Source organism: Streptomyces sp. NPDC104202 (assembly GCF_055584185.1).
In genome coordinates this window covers 69,909-96,490 of record NZ_JBVJMN010000028.1, presented here as the reverse complement: position 1 = coordinate 96,490, position 26,582 = coordinate 69,909, and the positions used below count along the sequence as shown (strand labels likewise).

General features: G+C 75.2%; 26 protein-coding genes and 1 pseudogene. 10 read left to right on the top strand and 17 right to left on the bottom strand.

Annotated features, from left to right (window positions below; all coding sequences use genetic code 11):
• Positions 1-133 precede the first annotated feature (133 nt).
• On the bottom strand, positions 134-1,855 hold the full coding sequence (locus ACZ60W_RS19720) for a PP2C family protein-serine/threonine phosphatase (RefSeq protein ID WP_469756599.1): 1,722 nt from the start codon (positions 1,853-1,855) through the stop codon (positions 134-136).
• Positions 1,856-2,069: 214 nt separating this feature from the next.
• Between ACZ60W_RS19720 and ACZ60W_RS19715 the strand changes: the two genes are divergently transcribed.
• Positions 2,070-2,687, top strand: a complete 618-nt coding sequence (locus ACZ60W_RS19715; protein WP_469756598.1) for a TOPRIM nucleotidyl transferase/hydrolase domain-containing protein — start codon at positions 2,070-2,072, stop codon at positions 2,685-2,687.
• Positions 2,688-2,736: 49 nt separating this feature from the next.
• Complete coding sequence (locus ACZ60W_RS19710; protein WP_469756597.1) at positions 2,737-3,393, top strand: alpha-ketoglutarate-dependent dioxygenase AlkB; 657 nt, start codon at positions 2,737-2,739, stop codon at positions 3,391-3,393.
• Between the two features lie 61 nt (positions 3,394-3,454).
• Here ACZ60W_RS19710 and ACZ60W_RS19705 read toward each other — a convergent pair whose 3' ends face one another.
• On the bottom strand, positions 3,455-5,830 hold the full coding sequence (locus ACZ60W_RS19705) for an ATP-binding SpoIIE family protein phosphatase (RefSeq protein WP_469756596.1): 2,376 nt from the start codon (positions 5,828-5,830) through the stop codon (positions 3,455-3,457).
• Positions 5,831-6,172: 342 nt separating this feature from the next.
• Here ACZ60W_RS19705 and ACZ60W_RS19700 point away from each other — a divergent pair, with 342 nt between their 5' ends.
• The gene (locus ACZ60W_RS19700; RefSeq protein WP_469756595.1) at positions 6,173-6,544 is read left to right on the top strand and encodes a DoxX family protein; all 372 of its coding nucleotides are present in this window, start codon (positions 6,173-6,175) and stop codon (positions 6,542-6,544) included.
• Positions 6,545-6,620: 76 nt separating this feature from the next.
• Here the strand turns inward: ACZ60W_RS19700 and ACZ60W_RS19695 are convergent, their stop codons facing one another.
• From ACZ60W_RS19695 to ACZ60W_RS19685, 3 genes are all read right to left on the bottom strand, one after another.
• On the bottom strand, positions 6,621-7,061 hold the full coding sequence (locus tag ACZ60W_RS19695; protein WP_469756594.1) for an SRPBCC family protein: 441 nt from the start codon (positions 7,059-7,061) through the stop codon (positions 6,621-6,623).
• An 89-nt stretch (positions 7,062-7,150) separates the two neighbouring features.
• A complete protein-coding gene (locus ACZ60W_RS19690; protein ID WP_469756593.1) occupies positions 7,151-7,486 on the bottom strand; it encodes an ArsR/SmtB family transcription factor in 336 nt (111 codons plus the stop codon).
• A complete protein-coding gene (locus ACZ60W_RS19685) occupies positions 7,483-7,947 on the bottom strand; it encodes an SRPBCC family protein (protein WP_469756592.1) in 465 nt (154 codons plus the stop codon). Before ACZ60W_RS19685 ends, ACZ60W_RS19690 begins: the two co-directional genes overlap by 4 nt.
• Before the next feature lie 269 nt (positions 7,948-8,216).
• Here ACZ60W_RS19685 and ACZ60W_RS19680 point away from each other — a divergent pair, with 269 nt between their 5' ends.
• Together ACZ60W_RS19680 and ACZ60W_RS19675 are read left to right on the top strand one after the other, a co-directional pair.
• Positions 8,217-9,425: an FUSC family protein gene (locus tag ACZ60W_RS19680; protein ID WP_469756591.1), complete on the top strand. Its 1,209-nt coding sequence runs from the start codon at positions 8,217-8,219 to the stop codon at positions 9,423-9,425.
• A gap of 122 nt (positions 9,426-9,547) precedes the next feature.
• Positions 9,548-10,723: a PP2C family protein-serine/threonine phosphatase gene (locus tag ACZ60W_RS19675; protein WP_469756590.1), complete on the top strand. Its 1,176-nt coding sequence runs from the start codon at positions 9,548-9,550 to the stop codon at positions 10,721-10,723.
• 27 nt (positions 10,724-10,750) lie between these two features.
• On the opposite strand, the pseudogene ACZ60W_RS19670 reads toward ACZ60W_RS19675, so the two are convergent.
• Both ACZ60W_RS19670 and ACZ60W_RS19665 read right to left on the bottom strand, forming a co-directional pair.
• Positions 10,751-11,729 (bottom strand): annotated as a pseudogene (locus ACZ60W_RS19670) (glutathione S-transferase family protein).
• Positions 11,713-12,873 (bottom strand): YihY/virulence factor BrkB family protein, encoded by a 1,161-nt coding sequence (locus ACZ60W_RS19665; RefSeq protein ID WP_469756589.1) that lies wholly within the window; start codon positions 12,871-12,873, stop codon positions 11,713-11,715. Before ACZ60W_RS19665 ends, ACZ60W_RS19670 begins: the two are co-directional and overlap by 17 nt.
• Before the next feature lie 313 nt (positions 12,874-13,186).
• Here ACZ60W_RS19665 and ACZ60W_RS19660 point away from each other — a divergent pair, with 313 nt between their 5' ends.
• Positions 13,187-13,720, top strand: a complete 534-nt coding sequence (locus ACZ60W_RS19660) for a GtrA domain-containing protein (protein ID WP_469756588.1) — start codon at positions 13,187-13,189, stop codon at positions 13,718-13,720.
• A 55-nt stretch (positions 13,721-13,775) separates the two neighbouring features.
• Here the strand turns inward: ACZ60W_RS19660 and ACZ60W_RS19655 are convergent, their stop codons facing one another.
• Genes ACZ60W_RS19655 through ACZ60W_RS19645 form a run of 3 tightly spaced genes read right to left on the bottom strand, consistent with a single transcriptional unit; the run spans position 13,776 to position 16,427 of the window.
• Positions 13,776-14,804, bottom strand: a complete 1,029-nt coding sequence (locus ACZ60W_RS19655; protein WP_469756587.1) for an NAD(P)/FAD-dependent oxidoreductase — start codon at positions 14,802-14,804, stop codon at positions 13,776-13,778.
• Entirely contained in the window at positions 14,801-15,349 is a 549-nt protein-coding gene (locus tag ACZ60W_RS19650) for an isoprenylcysteine carboxyl methyltransferase family protein (protein ID WP_469756586.1), read from the bottom strand. Before ACZ60W_RS19650 ends, ACZ60W_RS19655 begins: the two co-directional genes overlap by 4 nt.
• A 7-nt stretch (positions 15,350-15,356) precedes the next feature.
• The gene (locus ACZ60W_RS19645) at positions 15,357-16,427 is read right to left on the bottom strand and encodes a type III polyketide synthase (RefSeq protein ID WP_469756585.1); all 1,071 of its coding nucleotides are present in this window, start codon (positions 16,425-16,427) and stop codon (positions 15,357-15,359) included.
• 78 nt (positions 16,428-16,505) lie between these two features.
• Between ACZ60W_RS19645 and ACZ60W_RS19640 the strand changes: the two genes are divergently transcribed.
• On the top strand, positions 16,506-17,429 hold the full coding sequence (locus tag ACZ60W_RS19640) for a UbiA family prenyltransferase (RefSeq protein WP_469756584.1): 924 nt from the start codon (positions 16,506-16,508) through the stop codon (positions 17,427-17,429).
• 15 nt (positions 17,430-17,444) lie between these two features.
• Here ACZ60W_RS19640 and ACZ60W_RS19635 read toward each other — a convergent pair whose 3' ends face one another.
• From ACZ60W_RS19635 to ACZ60W_RS19620, 4 genes are all read right to left on the bottom strand, one after another.
• Positions 17,445-18,419 (bottom strand): Rieske (2Fe-2S) protein, encoded by a 975-nt coding sequence (locus ACZ60W_RS19635; protein WP_469756583.1) that lies wholly within the window; start codon positions 18,417-18,419, stop codon positions 17,445-17,447.
• A gap of 39 nt (positions 18,420-18,458) precedes the next feature.
• Positions 18,459-19,031, bottom strand: coding sequence for an antibiotic biosynthesis monooxygenase (locus ACZ60W_RS19630; RefSeq protein ID WP_469756582.1), 573 nt, complete (start codon positions 19,029-19,031; stop codon positions 18,459-18,461).
• A 111-nt stretch (positions 19,032-19,142) separates the two neighbouring features.
• Positions 19,143-19,496: a GNAT family N-acetyltransferase gene (locus ACZ60W_RS19625; RefSeq protein ID WP_469756581.1), complete on the bottom strand. Its 354-nt coding sequence runs from the start codon at positions 19,494-19,496 to the stop codon at positions 19,143-19,145.
• Between the two features lie 75 nt (positions 19,497-19,571).
• Positions 19,572-20,495 (bottom strand): pirin family protein, encoded by a 924-nt coding sequence (locus ACZ60W_RS19620; RefSeq protein WP_469756580.1) that lies wholly within the window; start codon positions 20,493-20,495, stop codon positions 19,572-19,574.
• Positions 20,496-20,580: 85 nt separating this feature from the next.
• Between ACZ60W_RS19620 and ACZ60W_RS19615 the strand changes: the two genes are divergently transcribed.
• Positions 20,581-21,081, top strand: a complete 501-nt coding sequence (locus tag ACZ60W_RS19615; RefSeq protein ID WP_469756579.1) for a carboxymuconolactone decarboxylase family protein — start codon at positions 20,581-20,583, stop codon at positions 21,079-21,081.
• A gap of 34 nt (positions 21,082-21,115) precedes the next feature.
• On the opposite strand, the gene ACZ60W_RS19610 is transcribed toward ACZ60W_RS19615, so the two are convergent.
• A complete protein-coding gene (locus ACZ60W_RS19610; protein WP_469756578.1) occupies positions 21,116-22,546 on the bottom strand; it encodes a CBM96 family carbohydrate-binding protein in 1,431 nt (476 codons plus the stop codon).
• 269 nt (positions 22,547-22,815) lie between these two features.
• Positions 22,816-23,316: an Lrp/AsnC family transcriptional regulator gene (locus tag ACZ60W_RS19605; protein ID WP_469756577.1), complete on the bottom strand. Its 501-nt coding sequence runs from the start codon at positions 23,314-23,316 to the stop codon at positions 22,816-22,818.
• A gap of 156 nt (positions 23,317-23,472) precedes the next feature.
• On the opposite strand from ACZ60W_RS19605, the gene ACZ60W_RS19600 reads away from it, so the two are divergent.
• Both ACZ60W_RS19600 and ACZ60W_RS19595 read left to right on the top strand, forming a co-directional pair.
• On the top strand, positions 23,473-24,480 hold the full coding sequence (locus ACZ60W_RS19600; protein ID WP_469756576.1) for a DMT family transporter: 1,008 nt from the start codon (positions 23,473-23,475) through the stop codon (positions 24,478-24,480).
• On the top strand, positions 24,473-25,675 hold the full coding sequence (locus tag ACZ60W_RS19595) for an amino acid aminotransferase (protein ID WP_469756575.1): 1,203 nt from the start codon (positions 24,473-24,475) through the stop codon (positions 25,673-25,675). The genes ACZ60W_RS19600 and ACZ60W_RS19595 overlap by 8 nt, the downstream gene beginning before the upstream one ends.
• Before the next feature lie 44 nt (positions 25,676-25,719).
• Here ACZ60W_RS19595 and ACZ60W_RS19590 read toward each other — a convergent pair whose 3' ends face one another.
• Positions 25,720-26,577 carry a hypothetical protein gene (locus ACZ60W_RS19590; RefSeq protein WP_469756602.1) on the bottom strand — a complete coding sequence of 286 codons (858 nt, stop codon included), beginning with the start codon at positions 26,575-26,577 and terminating at the stop codon, positions 25,720-25,722.
• Positions 26,578-26,582: the final 5 nt, after the last annotated feature.

The following is a 26,582-nucleotide window of genomic DNA, read 5'->3' as shown; positions in this document are numbered from 1 at the left end:
GAGCGAATCTCTTGTCCACCCCAACCAAGGGATTCTTCGGTCGTCTCCCCTATCCCCCCCACCCCCCCTGCCTCCAGCCCACCAAACTCACCCTCCCGCCCACCCCCCCCCGCCCCCCCCCGCGGCCGCGCGCTCAGTCCACCCGTATCCCCAGGAGACAGGCGTCGTCCTCGCCGTGCCCGGTGATCTCCGGGTCGGCCAGCAGGGTCTCGATGACCCCGCAGGGCTCCGTGGGAGAGGCGGCCGACACCGCGTCCGCCAGACGGGCGATGCCCTCGGTGACGTCCTCGCCGCGGCGCTCGACCATCCCGTCGGTGTAGAGGACCAGCAGATCGCCGGTGCGCAGCGGCGTCGAGGAGGTCTCGTACGCGTACCCCGGCAGCGCCCCGAGGAGCGGGCCGCGCTGCCCGGCGTCCAGCGGTTCGGCGCGGCCGTCGCGCAGCAGCAGCGGCGCGGGATGGCCGGCGTCCGCCCAGTGCAGGACCTTCTCCTCGTCGAGGTGGCCGGCGACCATGGTGGCCGTCCGGCCCGCCGGATCGCTGCACACGAGCTCGTTGAGCCAGGTCGTGATCTCCCCGGCGGACGCGCCGGTCTGCGCCAGGCCGGCGAGGGCGTGCCGCTGCTGCGCCATCCGGGCCACCGCGTCCAGGCCGTGGCCCGAGGCGTCGCCGATCGCGACCAGCACCCGCCCGTCGGGCAGCAGCCGGCACTTGTACCAGTCGCCGCCGACCGCCGCGTCGGGCTCGGCGGGCCGGTACGAGGCCGCCACCGTCAGGCCGACCGCGGCCAGGGCCTCCGAGTGCGTGGGCAGGAGCGCCTCGCGCAGCGCGTCCGCGACCCGCCGCTCCGCCTCCGTCCGCCGCCGCAGCCGGTCGGACTCCCGCTCGGTCTCGGCGAGCCGCCGCCGGCTGCGGATCTGCGGCGTGAGGTCACGGGCCACCAGGTTGACCGCCCACGCCCGGCCGTCCGTCCCGGTGACCGGCCGCCCGAGCAGATCGAGGGTGCGCAGCTCGCCCAGCACGATGAAGCGGATCCGGGTCCAGGCCGGCTCCTCGCCCGCCAGGACCGAGGTGAGGAACTCGGCGAACGCCGTCAGATCGTCCGGGAGCAGCGCGTCGCAGAGCTGCTCCAGCGTCCACGGCATGCTCACGTCGGCGTGGAAGATCCGGTTGAGCCCCTCCGACCAGGTGACCTTGCCGGAGAGCAGGTCCCAGTTCCCCCAGCCCATCGAGGCGAGGAACTGTGCGTCGACGGTGAGCAGTTCGGCCTGGTTGCGCACCGGCCGCCAGGTCGCCAGCACCTGGCCGGCGCACGGGGCCGCCGAGTACAGCAGCGGAGTGCGGTGGATCCGCCCGAGCCGCTGCTCGGTGTAGTCGACCACCAGCCCGTCCAGCGGCTTCCCGGTGTCCACGACGTCCGTCAGCGCCGTCAGCAGCCCGGAGTACGCCGCCCCGGGCCGCGCTTCCAGGAAGCGCTGGCCGACGAGGCGGTCGGGGGCCTCCAGCCAGTCGGCCGACCGGACGTGGTTGCCGGCCACGATCCGGAAGTCCAGGAGGGTGTCCGCCTCGTCCCGCACCGGTTCCAGGAGCACGGCCGAGGCCGGGATCGCCGGGAGCACCGAGCAGACCCCGCTGCCGCCCGGCTCGTGCGTGCCGCAGCGGCAGCGCTGCGGCCCGTCGGTCTCGGCCGAGGGCGTGGGCACGGCGAGCGACCGGACCGGCGACGCCAGGTCCGTGCCGGGCGTACCGGCGAGCGACCGCTCGGCGGCCCGTCGCACGGCCGCGCGCAGGGCCGAGATCTCCCGGCCGATCATGTCCTTGAGGGCGTCGACGCTGTCGGGCAGGGGAAAGCTCATGGTGCTCCTCCGCGCATCCCGTGACGCGCCGCCGTCCCCCGGGCACCACAGGCGCGTCGTTCGGCTCCGCTGACCACGCGGCGGACGGGCGGACCACGCGGAGCGCGGGCCCCGGCCGCCACGAGGCGGCTGCCCGCCGCCGGCCCCGTCATGCCCCCGCGAGGTGCGCGAATATCCGGTGCGGCGCCGGGCGGCGCCGGGGCAGACTCGCCCCATGACGGACACGAGGACGTTCCAGGACGAGATCGGCGGCTGGGCGGCGGGCGGGCCCGGCGACACGGCGAGGGAGCTGGCCGAGGGCCTGGGCCTGCGGACGGCGGTGCTCCTGGAGGGGCTCAGCGACCGGGCGGCCGTGGACGCCCTGGCCGCCCGCCGCGGCCGTGACCTCGCCGCGGAAGGGGTCGCCGTCGTGTCGATGGGCGGAGCGATGAACGTCGCCCGTTACGCCTCCCTCCTCGGCCCGCCCGGACTCGGCCTGCGCCTCACCGGACTGTGCGACGAGCGCGAACAGTCCTACTACGAGCGCGCCTTCCTGCGCGCGGGCGCGCCCCACCGCGCCTTCTTCGTCTGCGCCGCCGACCTGGAGGACGAATTCATCCGGGCCCTCGGCACCCCGGCCGTCGAGGAGATCGTCGCCGCCGAGGGCGACCTCCGCGCCTGGCAGACCTTCCTCCACCAGCCCGCCCAGCTCACCCGCCCCCGCCATCAGCAGCTCCGGCGTTTCCTCGGCACCAAGAAGGGCCGCAAGATCCGCTACGGCACCCTTCTGGTGCAGGCCCTGGGACCCGGACAGGCCCCCGCGCCCCTGGACGACCTGCTGGCGAGCCTGTGAGACCCCCGGTATTCGCTCATCTGTTCGGTTCTTGGTCTACGCTGGACCCATGACCCCAGCCCGACCCGATCTGCCCGACCTGCCCGGACTCCAGGGATCCCTGTTCGACCAGGGCGACGACATCCGGTACGGCCCGCTCGGGGGGCTCCGGCGGACCGAGCTGGGGGCGGGGGCGTGGGTCGACCGGCTGCCGGGGTGGCTGGCGGGGGCCGACGCGCTCTTCGACGCGCTGGTGGGGCGGGTGCCGTGGCGGGCGGAGGAGCGGGAGATGTACGACAGCGTCGTCGCCGTACCCCGGCTCCTGGCGCACTACGGGGAGCGGGCGCCGCTGCCGCACCCGGCCCTGGCCGAGGCGCGCGACACGTTGAGCCGGCACTACGCGGCCGAACTCGGCGAGCCCTTCGCGACGGCCGGCCTCTGCCTCTACCGCGACGGCCGGGACAGCGTCGCCTGGCACGGGGACCGTACCGGGCGCTCCGCCACGCGGGACACGATGGTCGCCATCCTGTCCCTCGGCGATCCGCGCGACCTCGCCTTCCGGCCCCGCTCCGGCGGACCCACGGCACTGCGGCTCCCGCTCGGGCACGGCGACCTCGTGGTGATGGGCGGGTCCTGCCAGCGGACCTGGGAACACGCCGTGCCCAAGACGAGCCGCGCGGTGGGACCGCGCATCAGCGTCCAGTTCCGGCCCCGCGGGGTGCGCTGACCCGGCGCCCCTCCCGGGAGCGGGCGGCGGGCGCCGTCGGGTCGTGCCCGGACGCGCGACGTCACGGCAGCGTCGGCAGGGCCTGTTCCGTCCAGATGGTCTTGCCCGAGCGGGTGTACCGGCTGCCCCACCGGTCGGTGAGCTGGGCGATCAGGAAGAGACCGCGGCCGCCCTCCTCCGTGGCGTGGGCCCGGCGCATCCGGGGCTGGGTGCCGCTGCCGTCGGAGACCTCGCAGATCAGCGAGGCCGCCCGGATCAGCCGCAGGACGAGGGGACCCCCCGCGTACCGGATGGCGTTGGTGACCAGCTCGCTGGCGACCAGCTCGGTGGTGAAGGCCAGCTCGTCCAGGCCCCACAGCGACAACTGGTGCAGCACCCGCGCGCGTGCCTCCGACACCACCGACGGATCCGCCGCGAAGTCCCAGGAGGCGCTGTCCGCCACCGGCACCCCGCGCACCGACGCGAGCAGCAGCGTCACGTCGTCCGACAGGGGACCGGGCACCAGCCCCCTGACCACCTCCGGACCGATCTCCTCCAGGGGCCGGCCGGGGACGAGCGCCGCCGAGAGCGCCCGTCGGAACGCCGCCATCCCCTCGTCCAGATCGGCGTGACCGCGCTCGATCAGCCCGTCCGTGTACAGCGCGAGGACGCTGCCGTCCGTCACCTCCACCTCGGCGGGCTCGAACGGCAGACCGCCGACGCCGAGCGGCGGACCGGGGCTCAGGTCGATGAACGACGCCCCGCCGTCCGGTGCCACCAGCACGGGCGGAGGGTGCCCTGCGCTCGCCACCAGACACTGGCGCGTGACCGGGTCGTACGTCAGGTACAGACAGGTCGCGCCGAACGACCCGAAGGCGATCTCCGTGCCCGGCGGCCGCATCGCCTGCGCGGCGCCGTCGGCGTCGATGGCGAACTGGGAGACGAGGTCGTCCAGGTGTGTCAGCAGTTCGTCGGGCTCCAGGTCGAGGTCCGCCAGCGTCCGCACCGCGGTGCGCAGGCGCGCCATCGTCGCCGTCGCCTGGAGGCCGTGCCCCACCACGTCGCCGACGACCAGCGCGACCCGGGCCGAGGACAGCGGGATGACGTCGAACCAGTCGCCGCTGACCCCCGTCGCCGTGTCCGTCGGCAGATAGACGCTCGCCGTGTGCACCGTGGAGGTGTCGGTCGTCGACGACGGCAGCAGGCTGCGCTGCAGGCCCACCGCGGCGTTCCGCTCGCGGGCGTAGCGGCGTGCGTTGTCCACGACCAGTGCGGCCCGCGAGGCGATCTGCTCCAGCATGGCGAGGTCGTCGCCGGTGAACGGCGGCCGGTCCGCCCCGCGGCCCACCCGGATGCGGCCGAGCAGCGACCCCCGCGCCCGCAGCCACGCGCTCATCCCGTGCACCCGGTCGAGCGCGTCGCCGGGCCCGACGCCCTCCTCCGCACGGTGCGACCACACCCGGCCCGACAGCACCCCGCCCGCGTCGACCTCGACCATGGCGCCGGGCGCGACCCCGCCGGCGGAGGCGCCGGCCACCGCCGTGCGGCGCAGCGCGTGCTCGTCGTGGTGCTCGGGAGCCGGTTCCTCGTACGTGAAGACCGCCTCGGCCACGTCGACGACCGCCACGTCCGCCAGTGCCGGGACGAGGACGTCGGCCAGGTCCCGGGTGATCTCCTCGGCGGAGAGGTTGGTGCTGAGCACGGTCGTCGCCCGGTGCAGCAGATCGAGCCGGCGGCGCGACAGCCGCTGGTCCGTCACGTCGACGAACAGCGCCGTGACGCCCATGACGACCCCCTGCGCCCCCTGGAGGCGGAAGGCCGAGAGCGTCATGGTCCGCCCCGCGCCCGCGTCGACCTGCGTGTGGACGTCCACGTCGAGACCGACCAGAGGGACCCCCGTCGTCAGGACCTCCTGCAGCCGGGTGTCGATCACCCGGGCGTCCGACTCCCGCAGGAAGTCCCCCAGCCGGGCGCCGTAGAGCTCGGCCGGCACACCCGAGTAGGGGAGGAGGTGCGTGTTCGTCCGCACCAGCCGCAGCTCGTTGTCGAGGACCGCGAGGCCGATGCGGTCCTGGAGGAACAGCTCCCGCATGAAGGCGTGGCCCTGGCGCCACTGCGCGACCAGCGCGCGCGGCGCGCCGAGCACCAGGAACTCGGTCGCCCCGGCGGCTCCCTGACCGTCGACGAGCGGCAGCACGCGGAACTCCACCTCGCCCCCGCCGTCCGGGGCCAGCACCGCGCGCCCCTCCCAGATCGGGCCGTCGCGCTGTTCGAGGACCTCCGGCCAGCTCTCCGGCACCGCGAGGAGGTCCCGGATCTGCCGGCCGTGCAGCTCCGCCGCCGTCCGCCGCAGCAGACCCTCCGCGGCCGGCGTGCACCGGAGGATCGTCCCCCGCGCGTCCACGACGAGCCCGGCCGAGTGCCCCGCGTCGAGGGGATCGTCGCTCCCGGGTGTCATCGGACTCCCCACTCCGTTCGGCGCCTCGGCGGCCTGCGTCGCCGCTCCCTGCCACTCTGCCCGGACCGCCGCCCCTCGGCACCCGGTACACCTCCGAACGGCCGACGGCCGGGCCGCCTCCGCGCCCGGGCCGCGGTGGGTCCGCGGGGCGGTGGTGCCGTGCCGTCGGGCGGGCCCTGCTCCCGGCCCTCCCCGGGAGGCGGGGTCACCGCCACCCGTCCGGCAGCCGTCCGCATCGGCCCGGAGGGCCCGCGACGGACTCCGGTACGGCATACTTACCGCCCGGTAACACGGTCGGCGCCCCGCGCCCGCGCCGTCCGCCCCGTCCGAAGGAGCGCCCCCATGGCCCGATCCGCCCGTTCCGCCCTGCTGCTCGCCGGCCTGCTCGGGACGGCGGGCGTCGCCCACTTCGTCGCCCCGAAGCAGTTCGACGCCATCGTCCCCGAGGCCCTGCCCGGCAGCCCCCGCGCCTGGACCGCCGCCAGCGGCGCCGTCGAACTCGCCCTCGCCGCGGGGCTCGCCGTCCCCGCGACCCGCCGGGCCAGCGCCCGGGCCGCGGCCGTCTTCTTCGCCGGCGTCTTCCCCGCCAACGTCAAGATGGCCTACGACTGGCGGCACCGCCCCACCCCCGCCAAGGCGGCGGCGTACGCCCGCCTCCCCCTCCAGGTCCCCCTCGTCCTCTGGGCCCGCTCCGTCTCCCGCACCGAGCGCTGAGCGCCCGGCGGCTCCGGGCCGTTCGCGGGGGGTGAGAGCACCCCGTGACCGGCCCGGAGCCGCTCGCGGGCCCTGGTCAGTGCCAGTTGCCGATCCTGACGTCGTGCGGCGCGGGCTCGCCCTTGCCGGTCTCCAGGCGGTTCTTGAGGCTCATCAGGAAGGTCGCCCACTTCGTGCTGCAGTGGTACATGAACTCCACGGGCTCCCTCCAGCCGGAGTGGCGGAAGAGGACGATCGTGTAGTCGTCCTCCCGCGAGAGGTCGAACCGGACCTGGGTGCCGATCCACTCGTCGGGGCCGTCGACGACCTCCCAGAGGACGTGCTCCGCGGGCCTGGCGTCGAGGACCTTCATGTCGAACCCGCCGGGCTCGAAGCGGAAGCGGATCACTCCTCCGACGCCGGCGTCGCCGTCGGTGTCCTCGGTCCACCAGCTCGCGAGCCCGTCGATCGTGGTCAGGGCGGCGTGGACGGCGGCGGGGGAGGCGGTGACTCCGATGCGGTGCAGGATGTCCGACATGGCGCTGCCTTTCTCGGATGGGCGCCCGGTCGCGGGGCGCGGGGTGGCTCGCCGCCCGGTCGCGGGCGGGAGGGGTGCGGGCGGGAGGGTCAGGCCCGCCGGTCGCGCTCGATCGCCTCGGCGATGCTCTTGATGCGCCGCAGTCGGGCGTCCCACGCGGCGCCGACCGAGGACAGCTGGGCGACGGCGCGGGCGAGCTGGGCCTCGTCCACCTCGTAGCGGCGTTCGCGTCCGGCGGGCTTCACCCGCACGAGCCCGACCCGGTGGAGGACGCCGAGGTGCTTGGCGACGGCCTGGCGGGTGATCGGCAGGTGCTCGCTCAGCGTCGTGGCCGTCCCGCCGCCGGTCAGCAGCAGGTCGAGCATCCGCCGCCGGGTCGGGTCGCCCACCGCGGTCCACAGCTCGTCGTCGACGGCGGCGCTCACGGCGTCGGCACCGCCTTCACGGCGTAGGCCGCGAGGCGGGGCAGGTAGTGGTCCCAGCCGGTGACGTGCGCGCGGTACTGCTCCTCCAGCACGGCGGCCTCCCAGCCCTTCTCCCGGAACCCGGTCTCGGTCAGGCGCAGCAGCGTGCCGTCGCCGGACGGGACGATGTCGAGGACCACCAGCAGGGAGTTCGCGGGCGTGGCGGGCACCGACGGGTCGTAGACCCAGCGGAACGAGAACCGGCGGGGCGGGTCCGCCTCGACCACGGTCATCGGGACGACGTGCGCGTCCGGCGCGTTCCGTTCGCCGAAGGTGAGGACGCCGGTGCCGCCGGGCACCGGGTCGAGCTCCGCCTCGTCCGGCCACCACGCGCGCAGGTGCTCGGGCCTGCTGACGACCTCATAGACCACCTCGGGCCGTGCGTCGATGTGGATCTCGCGCTCGATGCTGCCGGTCTCCATGCCGCTCTCCCGTCTCTTGCAACCTTTGGTTGCATATCCACGGTAGCCCCGCCCGTCGTCTCGCGCAACACCTGGTTGCGCGAGCGGGAGGCGCCGGCTCGCCCCCCCGCCGGCTGCGGTCCGTGTGGTCCGGGCGCCCCAGGGAAGGCGCGGGGCGATGGCGCCGTCCGGAGGGTGGTGACGGCGGCCCGGTGTGCCCGGGGGCCGGGGAAGGGGGAGGGGTGGCAGGGTCGGACGGGGCGGGACGGCGGGGCGAGGAGAGGGAGAACGTGACGCGGGACAGCAGTCGGACCGCCCGGTACGCGGAGCTCGCGAGCCGGCTGCGGCGGGATCCGTTCGTGGTGCAGTCGGTGCGGTCGACGGCGGCGGCCACACTGTCGTACGTCGTCGCGCTCTGGCTCAGCAGTGAGCCCGCGCCGCTGACCGCGCCCCTCACCGCGCTCCTCGTCGTGCAGGTCACCCTCTACTCGACCCTCACCACGAGCCTGCGCCGCGTCAACTCCGTCGTCGTCGGCGTGCTCATCGCCATCGCGTTCAGCGCCATCGTCGGCCTGTCGTGGTGGAGCCTCGCCCTGATCATCCTGGCGTCGCTCCTCGTGGGACGGCTGGTCAAGGTGGGGGAGTTCGTCCCCGAGGTCGCCATCAGCGCCATGCTGGTGCTCGGCGTCACCCAGGTCGCCCACACGGCCTGGGACCGGGTCCTGGAGACGCTCATCGGGGCCGTCGTCGGACTGCTCTTCAACCTGCTGCTCGCCCCGCCCGTCTGGGTGGACACGGCGGGCGAGTCCATCGAGGACCTCGCCCGCAGGATGCGCAGGCTGCTCCTCGACGTGGCCGAGGAGTTCGCCGGGGCGCCGCCGGTCGAGCGCGCCGCGGCGCGCCTGCACGAGGCGCGCCGTCTCGACAACGACGTGGCCGACGTCGACGGCGCCCTCCGCACCGCCGAGGACAGCCTGCGCCTCAATCCGCGCGTCAAGGAGGGGCTGCTCCACCGGATCGTGCTGCGCACGGGACTGGACACCCTGGAGATCTGCGCCGTCGTGCTGCGCGTCCTCAGCCGCACGCTCACCGACCTGGCGAAGGCGAGGGAGGGCGACGACCTCCTGCCCCGCCGGACCGCCGTCGCCCTTCAGGACACCGCCCAGCACACCGCCGACGCGTTCGTCAGCTTCGCCGTGCTCGTCACCTCCTCCGGCAGCGAGGCCGCCGAGGCCGCCGAGGAGCGGCTCGCCGGCGAGCTGCGGGCGGCCCGCGCCTGCCGCGTCAGCGCCGCCGACCTGCTCCTCGCCCTCGCCCTGAAGGAACCCGACCGCTGGCAGTTGTACGGAGCCATGCTCGCCGAGTTCGACCGCGTCCTCGACGAACTCGACCCCGAGCACCGCGGCCGCCGCCTCATGGAGGAACTCGACCGGCACGCCCGCGAACGGCCCCGCCGCCTGACCCCCCTGCGCTCCCGCCGGACCTCGGCGAACGCCTGAGGGGGGCCTCCCGGGGAGCGATCACCGGGGAGGCTGCGTAACGTGAGACCCACCTTCTGCGGGAGACGGGCCGGACCGCGCCTTCGCGCCGCACGTCGCCTCAACGATGGACCGGAGGTCGGGTGTCGACGTACGAGGGTGTCCTCGCCGAGATGCTGGCGCGCTCCCGGCTGCTGACCGGGCGGCAGCTGGCCGGACTGGTGCGGGACGCCGGCCGGGGCATGGGGTTCACCGAGGCCGTCATGTACGTGACGGACCTCCAGCAGATCAGGCTGGTGGCCCTGCCGCGGGCCGAACCCGTCGGACAGCCCGCGCTCGACGTCGACACGTCGCTGGCGGGCCTGGCGTACCGGACGCAGTCGGTGCAGCGGTCCAGGGACGGAGCCACGGCCTGGGTGCCGATGATCGACGGGGTGGAGCGGGTCGGCGTCCTCATGGTGACGGCGGCGGCGCTGGACGACACGCTGCTGGAGCGCGGCCGGACGCTGGCCGCCGTGGCCGCCCTGCTGGTGGTGTCGAAGTCGTCCCACAGCGACGTGCTCGTCGAGACCGAACGGTCGCGGGCGATGACGGTGCAGGCCGAGCTGCTGTGGGCCTTCCTGCCGCCGCGGACCATCGGCACGGCGGACGTGACCTCGTCGGCGGTGCTGGAACCCGCGTACGACATCGGCGGCGACACCTTCGACCACACCCTGGACGACCGGGGCCTGCACCTGACCGTCATCGACTCCATGGGCCACGACCTCGCGTCGGGCGGGGCCAGTGCGGCGGGGCTCGCCGCGTGCCGGGCGACGCGCCGTGCGGGCGGGTCGCTCACCGACATCGTCACCGCGATCGACCGGATCCTGGACACCTGGTTCGCCGACCGGCTCATGACCGCCGTCGTGGCCCATCTGGACACCATCGACGGGCGGTTGACCTGGATCAACTGCGGTCACCCGCCGCCGCTCCTCATCCGTCACGGAAGAGTCCTGCCGCAGGTGCTGGCCCGCGAGCCCGACCTCCCCCTCGGCTGGGGGTTCCTCGTGGAGTCGCCGCCCACCGAGCACACCGCGCGGCTCCAGCCCGGCGACCGCGTCCTCCTCCACAGCGACGGCGTCACCGAGGCGCGCTCCCCGCAGGGCGACCTCTACGGCGAGGAGCGGCTCGCCGACACCGTCATCCGCGCCACCGCGGCGGGCGCCCCGGCCCCCGAGGCCCTGCGGCGGCTCGTCCAGGGCCTGCGCGCCCACCAGGACCACAAGCTGCGGGACGACGCCACGATCCTCCTCACGGAGTGGCATCCGAGCAGCCGCTGACCCGGGGCCGCTCCCGCGTCGGGCGGCTCAGCCGAGGGCCGGGACCCGCTCCGCGGCCGGCGGCGGTCCGGGCGGCGTGCCGTCGCCGAACGGGCGGCCGCCCAGCTCCTCCCGGCCGTGCGGCGAGAGCCAGTCGCGGGTCGCCGGACCGCGGGGGACGATCCCCGAGGGGTTCAGCTGCCGGTGCACGACGTAGTAGTGCTCCTTGATCTGCGCGAAGTCGACGGTGTCGCCGAACCCCGGCGTCTGGAACAGGTCGCGCGCGTACCCCCACAGGGCCGGCAGCTCGGCCAGCTTGCGCCGGTTGCACTTGAAGTGGCCGTGGTACACCGCGTCGAACCGCACGAGGGTGGGGAAGAGGCGGACGTCGGCCTCGGTGAGGGTGTCGCCGACCAGGTACCGCCGCCCGGCGAGCCGCTCCTCCAGCGCGTCGAGCCGCTCCCACAGGGCGCGGTACGCCCGGTCGTACGCCTGCTGGCCGGTGGCGAAACCGCACCGGTAGACGCCGTTGTTGACGTCCCGGTACACGGCCTCCGCCACGTCGTCGATCTCGTCGCGCCACCGCTCCGGGTAGAGGTCCGGCGCGCTGGTGCGCCGCCCACTGGCTGCCCAGGTCGAGCGTGATGCGCGCGAAGTCGTTGGTCACGACCGTCCCGCTCGGCACGTCGACGATCGCGGGCACCGTGATGCCGTACGCGTACTCGGGGTCGCGCCGCAGGAACGCCTCCTGGAGCCGTTCCACGCCCAGGACCGGGTCCCGGCCGCCGGGGTCGAGGTCGAAGGACCAGCTGCGCTCGTCGTGCACCGGCCCCGCGATGCCCATCGAGAGCACGTCCTCCAGGCCCATCAGGCGCCGGACGATGGCCGCCCGGTTCGCCCAGGGACAGGCCCGGGCGATGACCAGCCGGTACCGCCCGGGCTCCACCGGGTAGCCGTCCCGGCCGTCGGCCGTGATCCGTGTCGTCAGGTAGTGCCGGTCCCGCTCGAACTCACCGTCGCCCGTCATGGCCGTGCGTCCCGCCTTCCCGTGTCGCGCGCACCGGGCCGTCGGCCGGCCCCGTCTCCCCGTCCCGCCCCTCGCCCATCCTGCGCAGGTCCTCCTCGGTCCACGCACGCGTGTCGCGGGGTTCGACGTACGGCTCCTCGTCCGGAGGCAGGCCGCCGGCGATCGCCCGCTGGCGCAGCGCCTCGGCGTCGAACTCCAGGCCGAGCAGCACGGCCAGGTTGCTGATCCACAGCCAGACGAGGAAGACGATGACGCCGGCCATGGTCCCGTAGGTCTTGTTGTACGAGCCGAACTGCGCCACGTACAGGGCGAAACCGGCGGACGCGAGGAGCCAGATCAGCAGCGCCAGGGCACTGCCGGGAGTGACCCAGCGCCAGCCGCGGCCCTTGGCGTTGGGGCTTCCCCAGTACAGGAGCGCGATCATCGCCGTCACGAGGACCACGAGCACGGGCCACTTGGCGATCGCCCACACGTCGAGGGCGGTGTCGCCGACCCCCAGCACGTCACCCGCCCGCCGGGCCACGTCGCCGGTGAAGACGACGATGAGGGCGCTCGCGGTGGCCATCAGCATGAGCACCGCGGTCATCCCCAGCCGGATCGGGAGGACCTTCCAGACCGGGCGGCCCTCCGGCACGTCGTGGATGTGGTTCGCGGCCCGCATGAAGGCCCCCACGTAACCGGAGGCCGACCAGAGGGCCAGGACGAGGCCCACCACCGCCATGACCGCTCCCGCACCACCGCTGCCCTGCAGGTTCTCCACGGCCTGACCGAGCACGTCGCGGGCCGGTCCCGGCGCGAGGTCACGCAGGCTGTCGAGCACCTTGTCCGTCGTGGACCGCCCGCTCAGCCCCAGCAGGGAGACGAGCACGAGCAGTCCGGGGAAGAGCGCGAGGACGCCGTAGTAGGTGAGCGCGGCGGCCCGGTCCGTCAGTTCGTCGGAGGTGAACTCCCTTACAGAGCCTTTGAGCACCGCGCGCCAGGCGCCCCGCGGCAGCCGGGTGGGGGAGTCCGGCGAGCGTTCCTCTACCTCCGGTCCCGGTCCGACGTCCTCCGGCTCCGGCGCGTCCGCCCGCCGGCCGCCGGCCGGACCGGGGGGCGTGCCGTCCGTCGTCAGGGACTTCTGAGGGGCTTCGCGATCGACCATGCCCCGGCGGGTACCCGGGTGTCGTGGTCCTACGCGTCACGGGGCCACCACCGCCGAAGGGCCGGAGCCAGGAGGCGCCCGGCGCCGGGCGCGGGTGCCACGGATTCGATCGGCGTGGCGCCGTCTTCGCAGCGGCTCTGAGCAGCGCATTCGACCCGCATGCGACGCCGACGCTCCTCGCGCTGGCCTGCGAGGCGCCAATAATGGCTCACTGTGGCGCCAAGAGTGCGCCATGATGGCACCATCGGCGCCGCGCCCCCGGTCCACCCGGGAAGGCGCGGCCGACGGGATGGGACATCCGAGGGGGCGGGTCATGGAATCGGCACGGAACCGGAAGGAACCGGCGGCGCGCGGCGCCGTCCTCGCCTTCCTCCGCTTCGTCCTGTGCGGCGGCGGCGTGGGGGTCGCCTCCAGCTTCGCCGTCGCCGCCCTCGCCGACCGGCTGCCCTGGGCCCTGGCCAACGCCCTGGTCACCGTGGTCTCCACGCTGCTCGCCACCGAGCTGCACGCCCGATTCACCTTCGGCGCGGGGCGACGCGCGACCCGGGCCCAGCACGCCCAGTCCGCCGGATCGGCGGCCGCCGCGTACGCGGTGACCTGTGCGGCGATGCTCGTCCTGGACGGGCTGGTCGCCGCGCCGGGCCCCATGCTCCGGCAGGTCGTCTACCTGTCGGCCTCCGCGTTCGCCGGGGTCGCGCGATTCGCGGTCCTGCGGCTCGTCGTCTTCGCACGCCGCGACCGCGCGCGGTGCGCACCCCTCGCCCCCGCCCACCGGCACCCCGTGGGCCCGGCCGTGGTGCCCGGCTCCTCGGCACCCCGCACCGAGGAGCTCTGCCGCGCCGCCTGACGGTCCCCTCGCCCGCCCGGGCATGTCCGCCGCGCCGGCCGACCGCCGCGGAGGGTCAGCCGAGCAGATCCACCGCGCGGCGGAACAGACCGGGGAAGCGGGCGGCCGCCGGCGTGATCAGCGGGGCCAGCCGCGGCTGGTTCCGGGTCCAGAGGAGGGAGCCGGTCAACAGGCGATAGCCGCGGGAGAGCCGCCGCCAGGCGTGCTCGTACGCCTCCGGGCGGCCCTCGCGCAGACAGCGGACCAGGGCGTCGGCCGACGTCAGGGCCAGCGCGATCCCCTCACCCGTCAGCGCGTCGACGTACCCGGCGGCGTCGCCGACGAAGAGCACCCGGCCCGCCACCCGGGCTCGGCTCCGCTGGCGCAGCGGGCCCGCGCCCCGCACCGGCGACCCCTCGGCGCCGCCCAGGAGGGGGACGAGGGCGGGGAAGCGCGCCAACTGCTCGTCGTAGGAGACGCGTCGGGAGGTCAGGAGCGCGACGCCGACCTGCCGCGGCCCCAGCGGCGTCACGTACGCCTCGCAGTCGGCCGACCAGTACACCTCCACCAGGTCGCTCCACGGCGCGACGGCGAAGTGCCGCCGCAGTCCGTACCGGAGCGGGTGCCGGCCCGGCTCCGGACGCACGGCCAGACCGAGCGCGCGCCGGGTCGGGGAGTGCAGCCCGTCGGCGGCCACGAGATAGCGGGCGGTCATGCCGTCCGCGGTGACGCACGCGTCGGACTGGCTCACCCGGCGCACGCGGTGCGGGACGACCCGGACGCCGAGCGCGGCGGCCCGTTCCGCGAGCGCCCCGTGCAGCGCCGTCCGGCGCGCCCCGAGGCCCGTCCCCGCGCCGAACAGGGCCTCGGCGCGGCGCCCGCCGTCGGCGTCCACGTAGCGGATGCCGCGGAGTTCGTGCCCGGGCACCCGGACGTCGAGCGCTTCGAGGGCGCGGACGGCCGCCGGCATCATCCCCTCGCCGCACGCCTTGTCCACGGGACCGGGGCGCGGTTCGGCGACCACCACGTCGAGCCCGCGCCGCGCCGCGTGGATCGCCGTCGCCAGACCCGCCGGGCCGCCCCCGACGACGAGCAGGTCGATCACGACGCGGGACCGGGGGCCGCACCGGTGGGCGGGAGGGAGAGCGAGGGCGCCAGCGCCGTGTTCTCGCAGCGGACGCGGACGGTCAGCAGCGCCGCGTTCAGGAGCGAGAAGCCCAGCGCGGTCACCCAGGCTCCGTGCACCAGCGGCAGGGCCGCGCCCTCGACGACGACGGCCACGTAGTTGGGGTGGCGCAGGTACCGGTAGGGGCCGGCGGCGACCAGCGGAAGGCCGGGCACGATCAGGACGCGGGTGTGCCAGCGCCGGCCCAGCGTGCCGATGCACCACCAGCGCAGCCCCTGCGCGGCCAGCGCCAGGGCCAGGGCGGGCCAGCCGACGAGCGGGACGAAGGGCCGGTCGGCGACCCACGGTTCGAGAAGGCACCCCACGAGGAGCGCGGTGTGCAGGGCGACCATCACGGGGTAGTGCCCGGCCCCGTGCTCCCGCGCCCCGAGCGCGCGGCTCCAGGCGCCGTTGCGCCGCGCCACGGCGAGCTCCGCGAAGCGTTCGGCGACGACGAGCAGGATCAGGAGCGTGTACGGCGTCATCCGGTCCTCACCAGGCCAGCAGGACGAGTTCGGACGTGAAGCCCGGCCCCAGGCCGATCATCAGACCCGTCGTCCCGGGCGGCGGCGGCGCGGCCCGGGTGTCGCCGAGGATCTGGAGCACCGAGGCGGAGGAGAGGTTCCCGGTGGCCGCCAGCGCGCGCCGGCTCGCCGCGAGGGCGGGCTCCGGCAGCCCCAGCTCCTCGCCGAGGGCGTCCAGGATGCGGGGACCGCCCGGATGGCAGATCCAGGCGCCGACGTCCCCGGGCTTGAGGTCGTGCGCGGCGAGGAAGGACTCGACCTCCTCCGTCACGTGCAGCCGCACCAGGTCGGGGAGTTCGGGACCGAGCACCATCCGGAAGCCCCACTCGCCGATGTCCCAGCCCAGCAGGTGCCCCGTCCCCGGGTACAGCCGGCTCCGGGTGGCCACGATCCTCGGCCAGGGATGTCCCGCCCCGTCCCCCGGCGGGGGCGTGCGGTCCTCGTGGGCGGCGACCAGAGCGGCGGCCCCGTCCCCGAACAGGCCGCCCGCCACCAGGTTCGCCGTCGACGTGTCCCCGCGCTGGAGGGTGAGCGAACAGAGCTCGGTGGAGAGCAGCAGCGCGGTCGCGCCGGGCCGGAGGCCGAGGTGGTCGTGGACCCGGGCCAGCCCCGCGGCGCCCGCGGCGCAGCCGAGACCGAACAGCGGCATCCGCCGGACGTCGGCCCGCAGCCCGAGCCGCGCGGCCACGCCGGCGTCCAGGGACGGCGTCGCGATGCCGGTCACGGTCGTGGAGACGACGAGGTCGATCTCCTCCGGCCGTGTTCCCGCCGCGTCGAGGGCCCGCTCGGCCGCCGCCACGCCCAGGTCCGTGGCCAGCTCGACGAAGAGACGGTTCGTCTCCCCGAACGTGCCGAGGTCGCGGTAGCGGCCGAGGGGCAGGGCCAGATGACGGGTCTCCACGGAGGTGCCCGCGTGCAGCCGGCGCAGCAGACCCCCGTCGGCCCCCGGCGGCAGGCCCGCGACGAGGTCGTCGGTGATCTCCTGCTGCGGATAGCGGTGGGGCGGGAACGCAGTGCTCACCGCGAGGACGCGCGTCATTCGTCCAACATAGGGACAGCGGGGCGCCGACCCCCTCAACCGCGCACTCACGGGCGCGCCGTCGCCTAGCGTGGTGCGGTGCCCGCCACCACCGGTCAAGGACCCGCCCGGCTGTCCGACCCGCCGCTCGCCCGGCCCTCGGGGGCGCGGGCGGTCGCCGGGCTCCTGCGGTCCTGTCATCCCGCGCCGGCGGCGGCCGTGACCGTCCTCGCGGCCCTCCTGTCGGTGGCCGTCGGACTCGCTCCCGGCACCGCCGTCACGGCCGTCGCCGCCGTCGCAGCGGGCCAGTTGTCCATCGGCTGGTCCAACGACCTCCTGGACCTGCGGCGCGACCGGGCCGCGGGCCGCCGGGACAAGCCCGTGGCCCTCGGCGCCGTCCGGCCCGGCGCGGTCGGCGCGGCGGCCTGCGCGGCCCTGCTCGCCTGCGTCCCCCTGTCCCTGGCGTGCGGCGTGCCCGCCGGCGGCGTCCACCTGGGCTGCGTCGCCGCCGGATGGGCGTACAACCTCCGGCTGAAGCGGACGGTCCTGTCCTGGCTGCCCTACGCGCTCGCCTTCGGGTTCCTGCCCGCGTTCCTGACCCTGTCCCTGCCCGGCCGGGCCTGGCCGCCGCTGTGGTGGAGCGCGGCGGCGGCGCTCCTCGGGACCGGCGCCCACTTCGCCAACGTGCTGCCGGACATCGAGGACGACCTCGCGCACGGCGTGGTCGGCCTCCCGCACCGCCTGGGCAGGCCGGCCTCCGCCGTCCTGGCCGCCCTCCTCGCCCTCGCCGCCTGCCTGGTCCTGACGGTGGGGCCGCCCGGGCCGGTGACCCCGCTCGGCCTGGGCGCCGTCGGGGTGACCGTCGCCCTCTGTCTGCTCTGCCTGCTCGCGGTGGCGGGCCGCTGGGCCCCCGCCCGGAGCCGCCTCCCGTTCCTCGCCGTCATGGTGATGGCGGGGGTCGACGCGGCCCTGCTGGTCGTGGCGGGCAGCGGCGCGGGGATCGCCGGACACCTGCCGCCGTGACCCGGCCGGTGCCGGTCAGGCCGCCGACGGCGGCGCCTGGGCGGAGCGGTCGCGGGCGGCGGACAGGGGACGGCCGGCGAGTCGTGCCTCGACGCGGCCGTCGACGATCCGGGTCTCGAAGACGGGCTGCGGAGCGGTGGCGGGCCCTGTGACGTTCCATCCGTCGGACAGCCGGAAGGCGCTGCCGTGCCACGGGCAGCGGAGGCAGTCGTCGACGACCTCGCCCTCGGCGAGCGGGCCGCCCATGTGGCTGCACCGGGCCGCCAGGACGTGCACGTCCCCGTTCTCCCGGCGGACGATGACGACGGGCACGTCGTCGACGTGCCCCAGCCGTGGCCGGTCGACGGGCAGCACCGCTTCCGCGCCGAGGTCGTGCCAGTCCGGGCCGACCAGGTCGGCGACCTCCTCGACGTGGTTCGCCCCCGCGCCCTGCCGGTACGCCAGGTGCCCGCCGATCGCCCCGCCGACGCCCACCGCGGCCAGCCCGCAGAAGGCCCACGCCTTCCCGCGCCAGTGCCGGCCGCGGCACCGGGCGGCGAACGAGGCGCCGTAGAGCGCCACGCCGGTGGCGTTGGCCGCCGCGTGCACGAGCCCGACCCGCAGGTGCGGACGCCGCAACTCCGCCCAGTCGGTCCACCCCGACAGGGCCGCCGGGACGGCTCCCGCGAGCCCGACGCCGATCAGGGCGCGGGCCGCCTTGCGCTCCCCGGGCAGCAGGTCGAGGACGGCGGCCGACAGCCAGGCCCCGACCGGCACCTGCACCAGCAGCGGATGGACCGGGTGCCCCAGCCACCGCCCGTGCAGGACGTCCCTGGCCCGCCCCAGCGGCAGCGCCCGCACGGCCTTGCGCACGGCGCCGGCCGCTCCGTCGAGCCGGGTCGAGGTCTCCAGTCGTTCCATCGTGGACAGCACCCGTCCGGGTCCCCCGGCCGACGGCAGCGACGCCCGGGCGAGTGCGAGGGTGCGGCGGCGTATCTCGTGAGTGGCCATGCCGGGCGTCTGACCCGTGGGGCCCGCCTGAAACGACCCTCAGGAGGTCAGCCACCCCCGCAGGAGGCGGCTCACGGCGGGCATGGCCGCGTAGGTCATGAGGACGTTGAACACGCAGGCGGTGACCGCGGTGCTGAGGAGAAGGGGGAGCGGGGTGAGGTGGGGGAGGAGGAAGAGGGCGCCGAGGACGGAGATGGGGTAGATCGCCAGGGTGGCGCTGACGGCCATCTTCCAGCGGGGCGGAGCGGGCTGGGTGGAACCCGGCGGGGCGAACCAGGTCTCCATGCCGGTCAGGGTGCGGCGGGCGATCTCGGTGTGGTGGTGGCCGTCGCAGTCGGCGAACCAGGCCGCGCGCTCGGGCGACTCCTGCCAGGCGCGGCACGCCTCGGTGTCGCGGAAGCGGTGGACGAGGAACCAGGGGGCGTCGCCGCCCGAGGAGCGGAAGAGTCCGTAGCCGAGGTGGCCGGGGAAGGTGGCCGCGCTCTCCAGGATGCCCTTCGCCCACCGCTCGAAGGACGCCTCGTGGCCGGGCCGTACCCGGCGGGCTATCAGCAGGGTCACCTCGCCGGTGTCGGCGGGGACGGTGGTGTGTTCCGGACTGACCGCGGTCACACGGACTCCTCGTGATCTCAGCGCGCCCGTGCGCACTGTACGCGTCCTCGGGCGCGGGGGACCACGGGCCGCCGGCGCGGCCCCGCGAGGGAGCCGCGCGCGGCCGGGGAGTCAGCGGCCGAGCCGGGCGTCGAGCCAGGTCAGGACCTCGGGGGTCACGGGGTCGGTGATGTCGGCGAACTCCTCGTGCTTCCTGAGGAACTTGGCCACGTACGGGCAGACGGGGACGATCCGCAGGCCGGCGGCGCGGACGTCGGCGAGGGCCTGCTCGACGAGGACCGAGGCGAGGCCCTGCCCTGCGTAGGCGTCGTCGATCTCGGTGTGGAAGAAGACCCGCCGGTCGTCGCGGTCGCGGTAGGCGGTCAGTCCGGCGCGCCGGTCGCCGACGAGGATCTCGTAGCGGTGGCGTGCGTCGACGCGGCGGACGACGGGGGCGGAGGTGTCGGTCGGGGGCTGCTCGCTCATGGCGGTCCTTCGGGGGTGCCGGCGCCGGGGGACGGGCCGGGGTGAGGGGCGGTTGCCGCGGGGGTCGTGCGGGGCTCAGGGGCGGGCGGGGTTCCGGCGCGGGGTGATGACGGCGTTCGGCAGGACGGGGGCGGGCAGCCGGTCGCCGGGGTAGCCCTCGACGGAGCCGAAGCGGTCGGAGGACCGTTCCCACTCCTCCCGGGCCTCGACGATGTCCTGGTGGCTGCGGCCGATGAAGTTCCACCACATCACGATCTCCTCCTCGAACGGCGGACCGCCGAGCAGGACCGTCCGGGCCGGACGGTCCGAGGAGTTGGCGAGGGTCAGCGTGGTGCGGCCGGGCGGCGTGTGGCCGAGCTGGGCGGGCAGGACGGGGACGTCCTCGAGCCGGACGTCGCCCTCGTCGACGAGCAGGCCGTGCTCGAACTCCGGGTCGACGTCGAGGGTGACGGTGGCCCCGGCGTCGATCAGGATCTCGGCGCCCAGGAGCGGGGTGAAGGTGCGCACCGGGGAGGTCCGGCCGGCGAGCGTGCCGAGGAAGACCCGGATCTCCGCCCCGTCGACGCGGAGCGGCGCCGGCGCGTGGTGCTGGAAGTCGCGCGGTGCGTGGCGGTGTTCGCCGGGGAGCGCGACCCAGAGCTGGACGCCGTGCAGGACGGTGGTGCCGGGGGTGGAGACCTCGGTGTGGCTGATGCCGTGGCCGCCGGTCATGAGGTTGATCTCGCCCGGGCGCACGAAGGCGTGGGTGCCGAGGCTGTCGCGGTGCTCGATCTCCCCGGAGAACAGCCAGCTGACGGTCTGGAGTCCGGTGTGCGGGTGCGGGGCGACGTCCATGCCGCCGGAGTCGGCCACCCGGTCGGGACCGTAGTGATCGGCGAAGCACCAGGCGCCGATGAGCGTGCGCGCCCGCTGTGGCAGGGTGCGTCGTACGGTCATCGCCCGCGGACCGCCCAGGGGGACGTCCCGCGCGGTGAGGATCTCGATCTCCGTGTCGCCCATGGTCCGGTCCTTCTCCCGCATGTAGTTTCGCTTTCAACTAGTATGGTTGATCATAGTCCGGAAGACAACAGCGAAGGAGCGCAGGGTGAGCGAGACGGTACGGACCACGACGGTGCCCCGGACCTCCGGCAGGGTCTACGTCGACAAGGCGAGCCCCGCCGCCTACCAGGCGCTGGTGAAGACCGCCGAGACCGTCCGCGCGACGGCCGCCGACGCCGGTCTCGACCGGATCCTCGTCGAACTCGTCAACCTCCGCGTCTCCCAGCTCAACGGCTGCGCCTCCTGCCTCGACGTGCACACCCGGGCCGCGCTGCGGGCCGGCGAGACCACGCGGCGCCTCGGTGTCCTCGCCGCCTGGCGCGACACCGAGCTCTTCACCGCCCGCGAGCGCGCCGCCCTCGCCCTCGCCGAGGCCACCACCCACCCCGCCGACGCCCTCGCCCAGGACCGGGCGTACGCCGACGCGCGCGAGGTGCTCGACGAGGCCGGGATCTCGGCCGTGATCTGGGTGGCGATCGCGATCAACGCCTTCAACCGGGTGTCGATCCTCAGCAAGCACCCCGTGCGGGAGACGCCCGCCCGCTGACGGCGTCCGGCCGGTGCCGCCCGCCGGCGGGAGGTCAGTGGCAGCTGCCCGAACCGCTGTCGTCGTAGGACTTCCCCGCCTCCGGCACGAAGCGCCAGTCGTATCCGTCGGCCCGGAGCGTCAGCTTCAGGACGCCGGAGGTGTCGTCGTTGCGGGCCTCGCTGTGGGGCAGCACGGTGCCGAACGCGTAGTGGTCCGCGCCGCCCGTGCCGACGACGAACTGACGCAGTCCGCGGGCGGTGTCGAGCCGGCCGTCCGGGTCCTGCGGGGCGAAGCGCTCGTACTGGTGGTTGTGGCCGCCGATGACGACCTCGGCTCCGTGGTCGTACAGCGCCCGCACCAGCGGGTCCGTCGCGAGGTCGGGAGGGTGCGAGGCGCCGGAGGTCCAGCGCGGCCGGTGCCAGTACGCCACCGTGCAGGGCTTCCCGCTCGCGGCGAGGTCCGCGCGCAGCCACTTCTCCTGGGCCGAACCCCGGGCCATGGAGATCTCGGAGTCGAGCGAGACCACGTGCCAGTTCCCGAGGTCGTACGAGTAGTAGCCCCGGCGGTCGGGGCCCGCCGCGATGCCGAAGTAGTCGAAGTACGCGGCCGCGCCGGGGGTCTCGTAGTCGTGGTTCCCCGGCGACGGCCGGGTGCGGTCCCGCTGGCGGCCCCAGGTCGGCGCGTAGAAGTCGGCGAAGTCCGCGGCGCTGCCGGTGGGATAGACGTTGTCGCCGACGGTGAAGACCGTGCCGGAGATGTGGTCGAGCAGCTCCGCGGTGGCCGAGTCGCCGTCGTTCGAGGCGGCGATGTCACCCGCCCCGACGAGCACGGGCACCAGGTCCTGCCCCGCCCGCGCGGCGGGGGAGGGAGGCGTCGGAGCCGTCGTCGGGGTGCGCGAGGGGGCCGGCCCGGCGGCCGTCTCGACCACCAGCTGCGGTCCGTCCGGGCCGGTCTCGCGGGCGTCGTAGTCGGCGCCGTCGTCGTTCGGCGAGGTGACGCCGAAGGCGAACGTGCCGTCGCCCGTCACGTACGGGGTCACGTCGACCTCGTACCACCGGCCGGGGGTGACCGCGCCGAGCGAGCCCAGGACGGGCCCGTCCACCGCCGGACCGTCGCCGTCGCCGACGGACGCCTCGGACCAGGAGGTGTCGGACACGCCGCGGACCTCACCGCCGTTGACGCTCCCGGCGCCGTCCGTGCCGGCGACGCGGATCCGCAGCTTCGCGCGGGTCACCGGCTGGGTGAGACCGGCGACGTCGAACCGCAGCAGCGTCCGTGTCGGCGGGTCGCCGTCCACACCGAGCCGGGGCGACGTGCCGGGGGCGTCCGCGGTGTCCTCGCCGCCCACGGTGGTGTCCGCGGTCGCGGTGAAGGAGGTGCTCGTCGCCGACGCGCTGGGGGCGGGGCCGACCGGTGCCGTCGCGGCCAGGGTCGCCGTGGCGAGGGCGCCCACGAGGGCCGCTCTGCCCTTCCGTAGGGGCATGTCGAACCTCTTCCGATCGCGGGACGACGGCGATCACGGTCGATTCAGCTTACGCCGGGTCCGACCGCCCCTCACCCGGTCGGGCCGCCGCCCCCGAGGCCCGCCGATCCGGGCGCGGACCGGCGCCCCGCCTCCCCCGGCCCGGATCCCGTCCGGGACCGGACTCCTCCCCGGCCCGGATCCCGTCCGGGACCGGACTCCTCCCCGGCCCGGATCTCGTCCGGGACCGGACTCCTCCCCGGCCCGGATCCCGTCCGGGACCGGACTCCTCACCGGCCCGGGCCGCCGCCGTCCGTCCGCGGCCGGGAGGGGACACCCGGCCGCGGGTAGACGCGGGACTGCTTGACGCTGCCGAAGGCGAAACTGGACTCGATCGAGGCGATGCCCGGGATGGCGTGGATACGGGTCCGGACGAGGGCCTCGTACGCCTCCAGGCTCTCGATGACGACCCTCAGCAGGTAGTCGCTGCTGCCCGCCATCAGATAGCAGTCCTGGATGTGGTCGATGAGGCCGACGTGCCGCTCGAAGACGTTGACCGCCTCGGCGGTGTGGCGCTCCAGCCGGATCCGCACGAAGACGGTGATCGGCAGGCCGAAGGCGACCTGGTCCACCGTCGCCGTGTAGCCGCCGATGAGTCCCGACTCCTCCAGGCGGCGCACCCGGCGCAGACAGGGCGACGGGGAGAGGCTGATCCGGTCGGCGAGGTCCTGGTTCGAGAGGCGCCCGTCCGCCTGCAGCTCGTGGATGATCCGGAAGTCCACGGAGTCCATCGGCTCTCCTTGGCGGTTCTTGGCAGATTCTGCCCTCAGGCTATGCCTGGAGGGCATAACTGGCAATCGCCTGCCCCGGACATGGGTCTAGCGTTGCTTCCCGGGGCAAAGCCGGGCGTCGGTACGCCCGAACGGCTACGAGCAGGAGGACGGTCGGTGGCCGCAACGCAATCGGCGGGGACGCGCACGGCGGAAGCGGCCGGTCCGCCGGCCCCGCCCACGGGAGCCGGGGAGGCGCGGGGCACCGGCCGCTTCGGCGGGCTGTCGCCGAACGCCGTGGGCATGACCGCCCTGCTGCTGACCGTGGCCATCTGGGCCGCGTTCGCTCTCAGCGCCCGTGCGCTGAGCACCTCCACGCTGCTGCCCGCGGACGCCGCGCTGCTGCGCTTCGGTGTGCCCCTCGTGGTCCTGGCCCCGGCGCTCTGGCGGCGCAGGCGCCGGCTCGCCGCCGTCCGGTTCGGCCCGGCCGCCAAGATCGTCTGCGGCGCCGGTGTCCCGTTCTTCCTCGCCGCGATGTACGGCGGCTCCCTCACCTCGGCCGCGTTCGTCGGCGCGATCGTGCCCGGCATGGTCCCGCTCTTCGTCTCCGCCCTCATGGTCGCCGGCGGCAAGAGCGCCCCGCGCGGCACCCAGGCGGCCGGCCTCGCGCTCATCGTCGCCGGCGTCGCCGCCCTGGTGTGGCGCCACACCGCCGCCCTCGACGCGGACGTCCTGCTCGGCACCGGAACCCTGCTCGTCGCCAGCGGCCTCTGGGCCCTCTACACCGTGGGCCTGCGGGAGGTGGACCTCGACCCGGTCGGCTCGATCGGGCTGCTCTGCCTGCCCTCCTTCACCGTCATCGCGCTGCTCAGCCTGACCGGAGTCCTGCCCACCGGCCTCGCCCGCGCCGAGGGCGCCGACATCGCGCTCTTCCTCGTCGTCCAGGGCCTGGGCGTCGGGCTCTGCGCGGGCCTGCTGTACGCCTTCGCCATCCGGCGGCTCGGCCCCGAGCGCAGCTCGGTCGTCGGCAGCCTCAGCCCGGTCGCCGTCGTCCTGCTGGCCGTGCCCCTCCTCGACGAGACCCCGACGCTGCCCGTCGTGGTCGGCGTCCCCCTGATCACCCTCGGTGTCGCGCTCGCCAACCGGCGCCGGTCCCCGCGAACCGAGGTGTCCGCCGATGCTTGAGCTCCTCCCCGCCCCGCCCGCCGACCCGCTCTGGGACCTCACCGCCGAGTACGCGGCGGACCCGCGCCCCGAGCGCCTCGACCTCGTGCTCGGCGTCTACCGCGACCACACCGGCGTCACCCCCGTGATGGCGGCGGTCAAGGAGGCCGAGATACGCCTCGCGGAGCGCTCCGGCTCCAAGGAGTACCTCGGCCTGTCGGGCAACACCGCCTTCAACCGCGCGATGCTCTCCACCGTCCTCGGCACCGACGCCCTCACCGCGCGGGCGACGGCCGTCCAGACCGTGGCGGGCACCGGCGCCCTGCGGCTCCTCGCCGACCTCGTACGCCAGACCCGGCCCGGCACCACCGTGTGGATCAGCGACCCCGCGTACGTCAACCACCGTCCCATCCTCGAAGGCGCCGGCCTCACCGTCCGCCCCTACCGGTGGCTCGACCCCTCCGGGCCGGCCGGCGGAGCCGACCTGCCGGCGGAACTCCGCGCCGCGGGGCCCGGCGACGTCGTCCTCCTCCAGGGCTGCTGCCACAACCCCACCGGGGCCGACCCCTCCGCCGAGACCTGGGAGGAACTGGCCGCGCTCGCCGGGACCAACGGCTGGATCCCCTTCGTCGACCTCGCCTACCACGGCCTCGGCGACGGCCTCGACGCCGACCTGCGCCCCACCCGGATGCTGGCCGAGCGGCTCCCCGAGGTGCTGATCGCCGTCAGCTGCTCCAAGAACTTCGGCCTCTACAGCGACCGCACCGGCTGCGCCCTCGTCGTCGGCTCCTCGGCGCGGGCCCTCCGGCACGTCGAGACCGCCCTGCAGAACGCCGCCCGCACCCTCTACTCGATGCCGCCGGACCACGGCGCCGCCGTCGTCGCCACCGTCCTGGACGACGAGCGGCTGAAGGCGCTCTGGCTCGCCGAACTCGACGTCATGCGACGGCGCATCACGGACAACCGCACCGAGCTCGTCGCTCACCTGACCGCCCTCGGGCACGCGCGGGAGGCGGCGGCCCTCGCCGGGCAGAAGGGCATGTTCTCGATGCTGCCCCTCACCCCCGGGCGGATGCGGGGGATGCGCCGGCGGTCCGGCGTCTACGGCACCGCCGCCGGCCGCATCAACATCGCGGGCGTCCCCGCCCACCGCATCCCCTTCCTGGCCCGGGGCATCGCCGACGCCCTGCGGGCGCCGGACGGCGCGGACGGCTGACCGGACCCGGGTGCGGACCGGCCGGACGGCGGGGCCGCCGCGGTTCAGCCCCGCGGCCCCGCCGGCAGGTAGTACGGGCGCTGGTGGGCGGCCACCGGCGGCGACTGGCAGGTCCAGGCGCCCGCCGCCGCCGTGCCGTCGGGCAGGACGGCGCGCAGGTCGCGGCCCAGGTTGCCGTCCGGCGCGCGGACGTCGAGCCGGGTGCGTCCGGAGTGCGCCGCGGCGGCCAGGTCGTACCAGGCGTACGGCTGGTGGACGTTCATCGGGCCGGCGAGCAGCCGTCCCTCGCGGTCGGTCCCGTAGCCGGTGACGGGGGCGGACGCGGCGGCGACGGGGGTCAGGCCGTCCAGCCGTGCCGCCAGGTCGAGCAGCGGCGCCGGTGCCCGCTCCAGGGTGTCGTCCGGGCCGACCTCGGCGGCCCCGCACCGCACGGTCCAGGTTGCGCCGGGCGGCCCGTTGGGGGACGGCAGGCCGACCTCGAACCAGCCCGGGTACTTGGGCTCCGCGTAGAGCTCGCGCCCCGCCCGGATCGCGAACGGGTTGTCGCACACGACGTGCAGCCGGGCGATCCCGAGGAGCTTGGTCTGGTCCCAGCCCTGCGCGTACTGGGCGTACGTCAGCCGGGGCAGCCGGGCGGCCTCGGAGGCGGGGAAGGCGACGACGTTGAACTCGATCTCCTGGGTCACGCCGCCGCCGAACGCGTACTGCGCGAAGTACAGCTGGTAGTCGACCGACACCAGCGCCCGTCCGTCGTCGAACACGGCCGCGCTCAGCCCCGGATGGTGCTTCGCGAGCAGGGTGCGCACCGGTTCGGGGTCGACCAGCCAGTCGACGCCGATCTGGTGCAGCGCCCCGTAGTGGAAGGGGAGCCGGAAGGGCTCGGGCACAGGCGGCAGGGCCATCGTGG

Bases quoted from the DNA above. Each gene is read 5' to 3' on its own strand.
- ACZ60W_RS19720 (WP_469756599.1), bottom strand. From the start codon at position 1,855: ATGAGCTTTCCCCTGCCCGACAGCGTCGACGCCCTCAAGGACATGATC.
- ACZ60W_RS19715 (WP_469756598.1), top strand. From the start codon at position 2,070: ATGACGGACACGAGGACGTTCCAGGACGAGATCGGCGGCTGGGCGGCG.
- ACZ60W_RS19710 (WP_469756597.1), top strand. From the start codon at position 2,737: ATGACCCCAGCCCGACCCGATCTGCCCGACCTGCCCGGACTCCAGGGA.
- ACZ60W_RS19705 (WP_469756596.1), bottom strand. From the start codon at position 5,830: ATGACACCCGGGAGCGACGATCCCCTCGACGCGGGGCACTCGGCCGGG.
- ACZ60W_RS19700 (WP_469756595.1), top strand. From the start codon at position 6,173: ATGGCCCGATCCGCCCGTTCCGCCCTGCTGCTCGCCGGCCTGCTCGGG.
- ACZ60W_RS19695 (WP_469756594.1), bottom strand. From the start codon at position 7,061: ATGTCGGACATCCTGCACCGCATCGGAGTCACCGCCTCCCCCGCCGCC.
- ACZ60W_RS19685 (WP_469756592.1), bottom strand. From the start codon at position 7,947: ATGGAGACCGGCAGCATCGAGCGCGAGATCCACATCGACGCACGGCCC.
- ACZ60W_RS19665 (WP_469756589.1), bottom strand. From the start codon at position 12,873: ATGGTCGATCGCGAAGCCCCTCAGAAGTCCCTGACGACGGACGGCACG.
- ACZ60W_RS19660 (WP_469756588.1), top strand. From the start codon at position 13,187: ATGGAATCGGCACGGAACCGGAAGGAACCGGCGGCGCGCGGCGCCGTC.
- ACZ60W_RS19650 (WP_469756586.1), bottom strand. From the start codon at position 15,349: ATGACGCCGTACACGCTCCTGATCCTGCTCGTCGTCGCCGAACGCTTC.
- ACZ60W_RS19645 (WP_469756585.1), bottom strand. From the start codon at position 16,427: ATGACGCGCGTCCTCGCGGTGAGCACTGCGTTCCCGCCCCACCGCTAT.
- ACZ60W_RS19635 (WP_469756583.1), bottom strand. From the start codon at position 18,419: ATGGCCACTCACGAGATACGCCGCCGCACCCTCGCACTCGCCCGGGCG.
- ACZ60W_RS19625 (WP_469756581.1), bottom strand. From the start codon at position 19,496: ATGAGCGAGCAGCCCCCGACCGACACCTCCGCCCCCGTCGTCCGCCGC.
- ACZ60W_RS19620 (WP_469756580.1), bottom strand. From the start codon at position 20,495: ATGGGCGACACGGAGATCGAGATCCTCACCGCGCGGGACGTCCCCCTG.
- ACZ60W_RS19610 (WP_469756578.1), bottom strand. From the start codon at position 22,546: ATGCCCCTACGGAAGGGCAGAGCGGCCCTCGTGGGCGCCCTCGCCACG.
- ACZ60W_RS19605 (WP_469756577.1), bottom strand. From the start codon at position 23,316: ATGGACTCCGTGGACTTCCGGATCATCCACGAGCTGCAGGCGGACGGG.
- ACZ60W_RS19595 (WP_469756575.1), top strand. From the start codon at position 24,473: ATGCTTGAGCTCCTCCCCGCCCCGCCCGCCGACCCGCTCTGGGACCTC.
- ACZ60W_RS19590 (WP_469756602.1), bottom strand. From the start codon at position 26,577: ATGGCCCTGCCGCCTGTGCCCGAGCCCTTCCGGCTCCCCTTCCACTAC.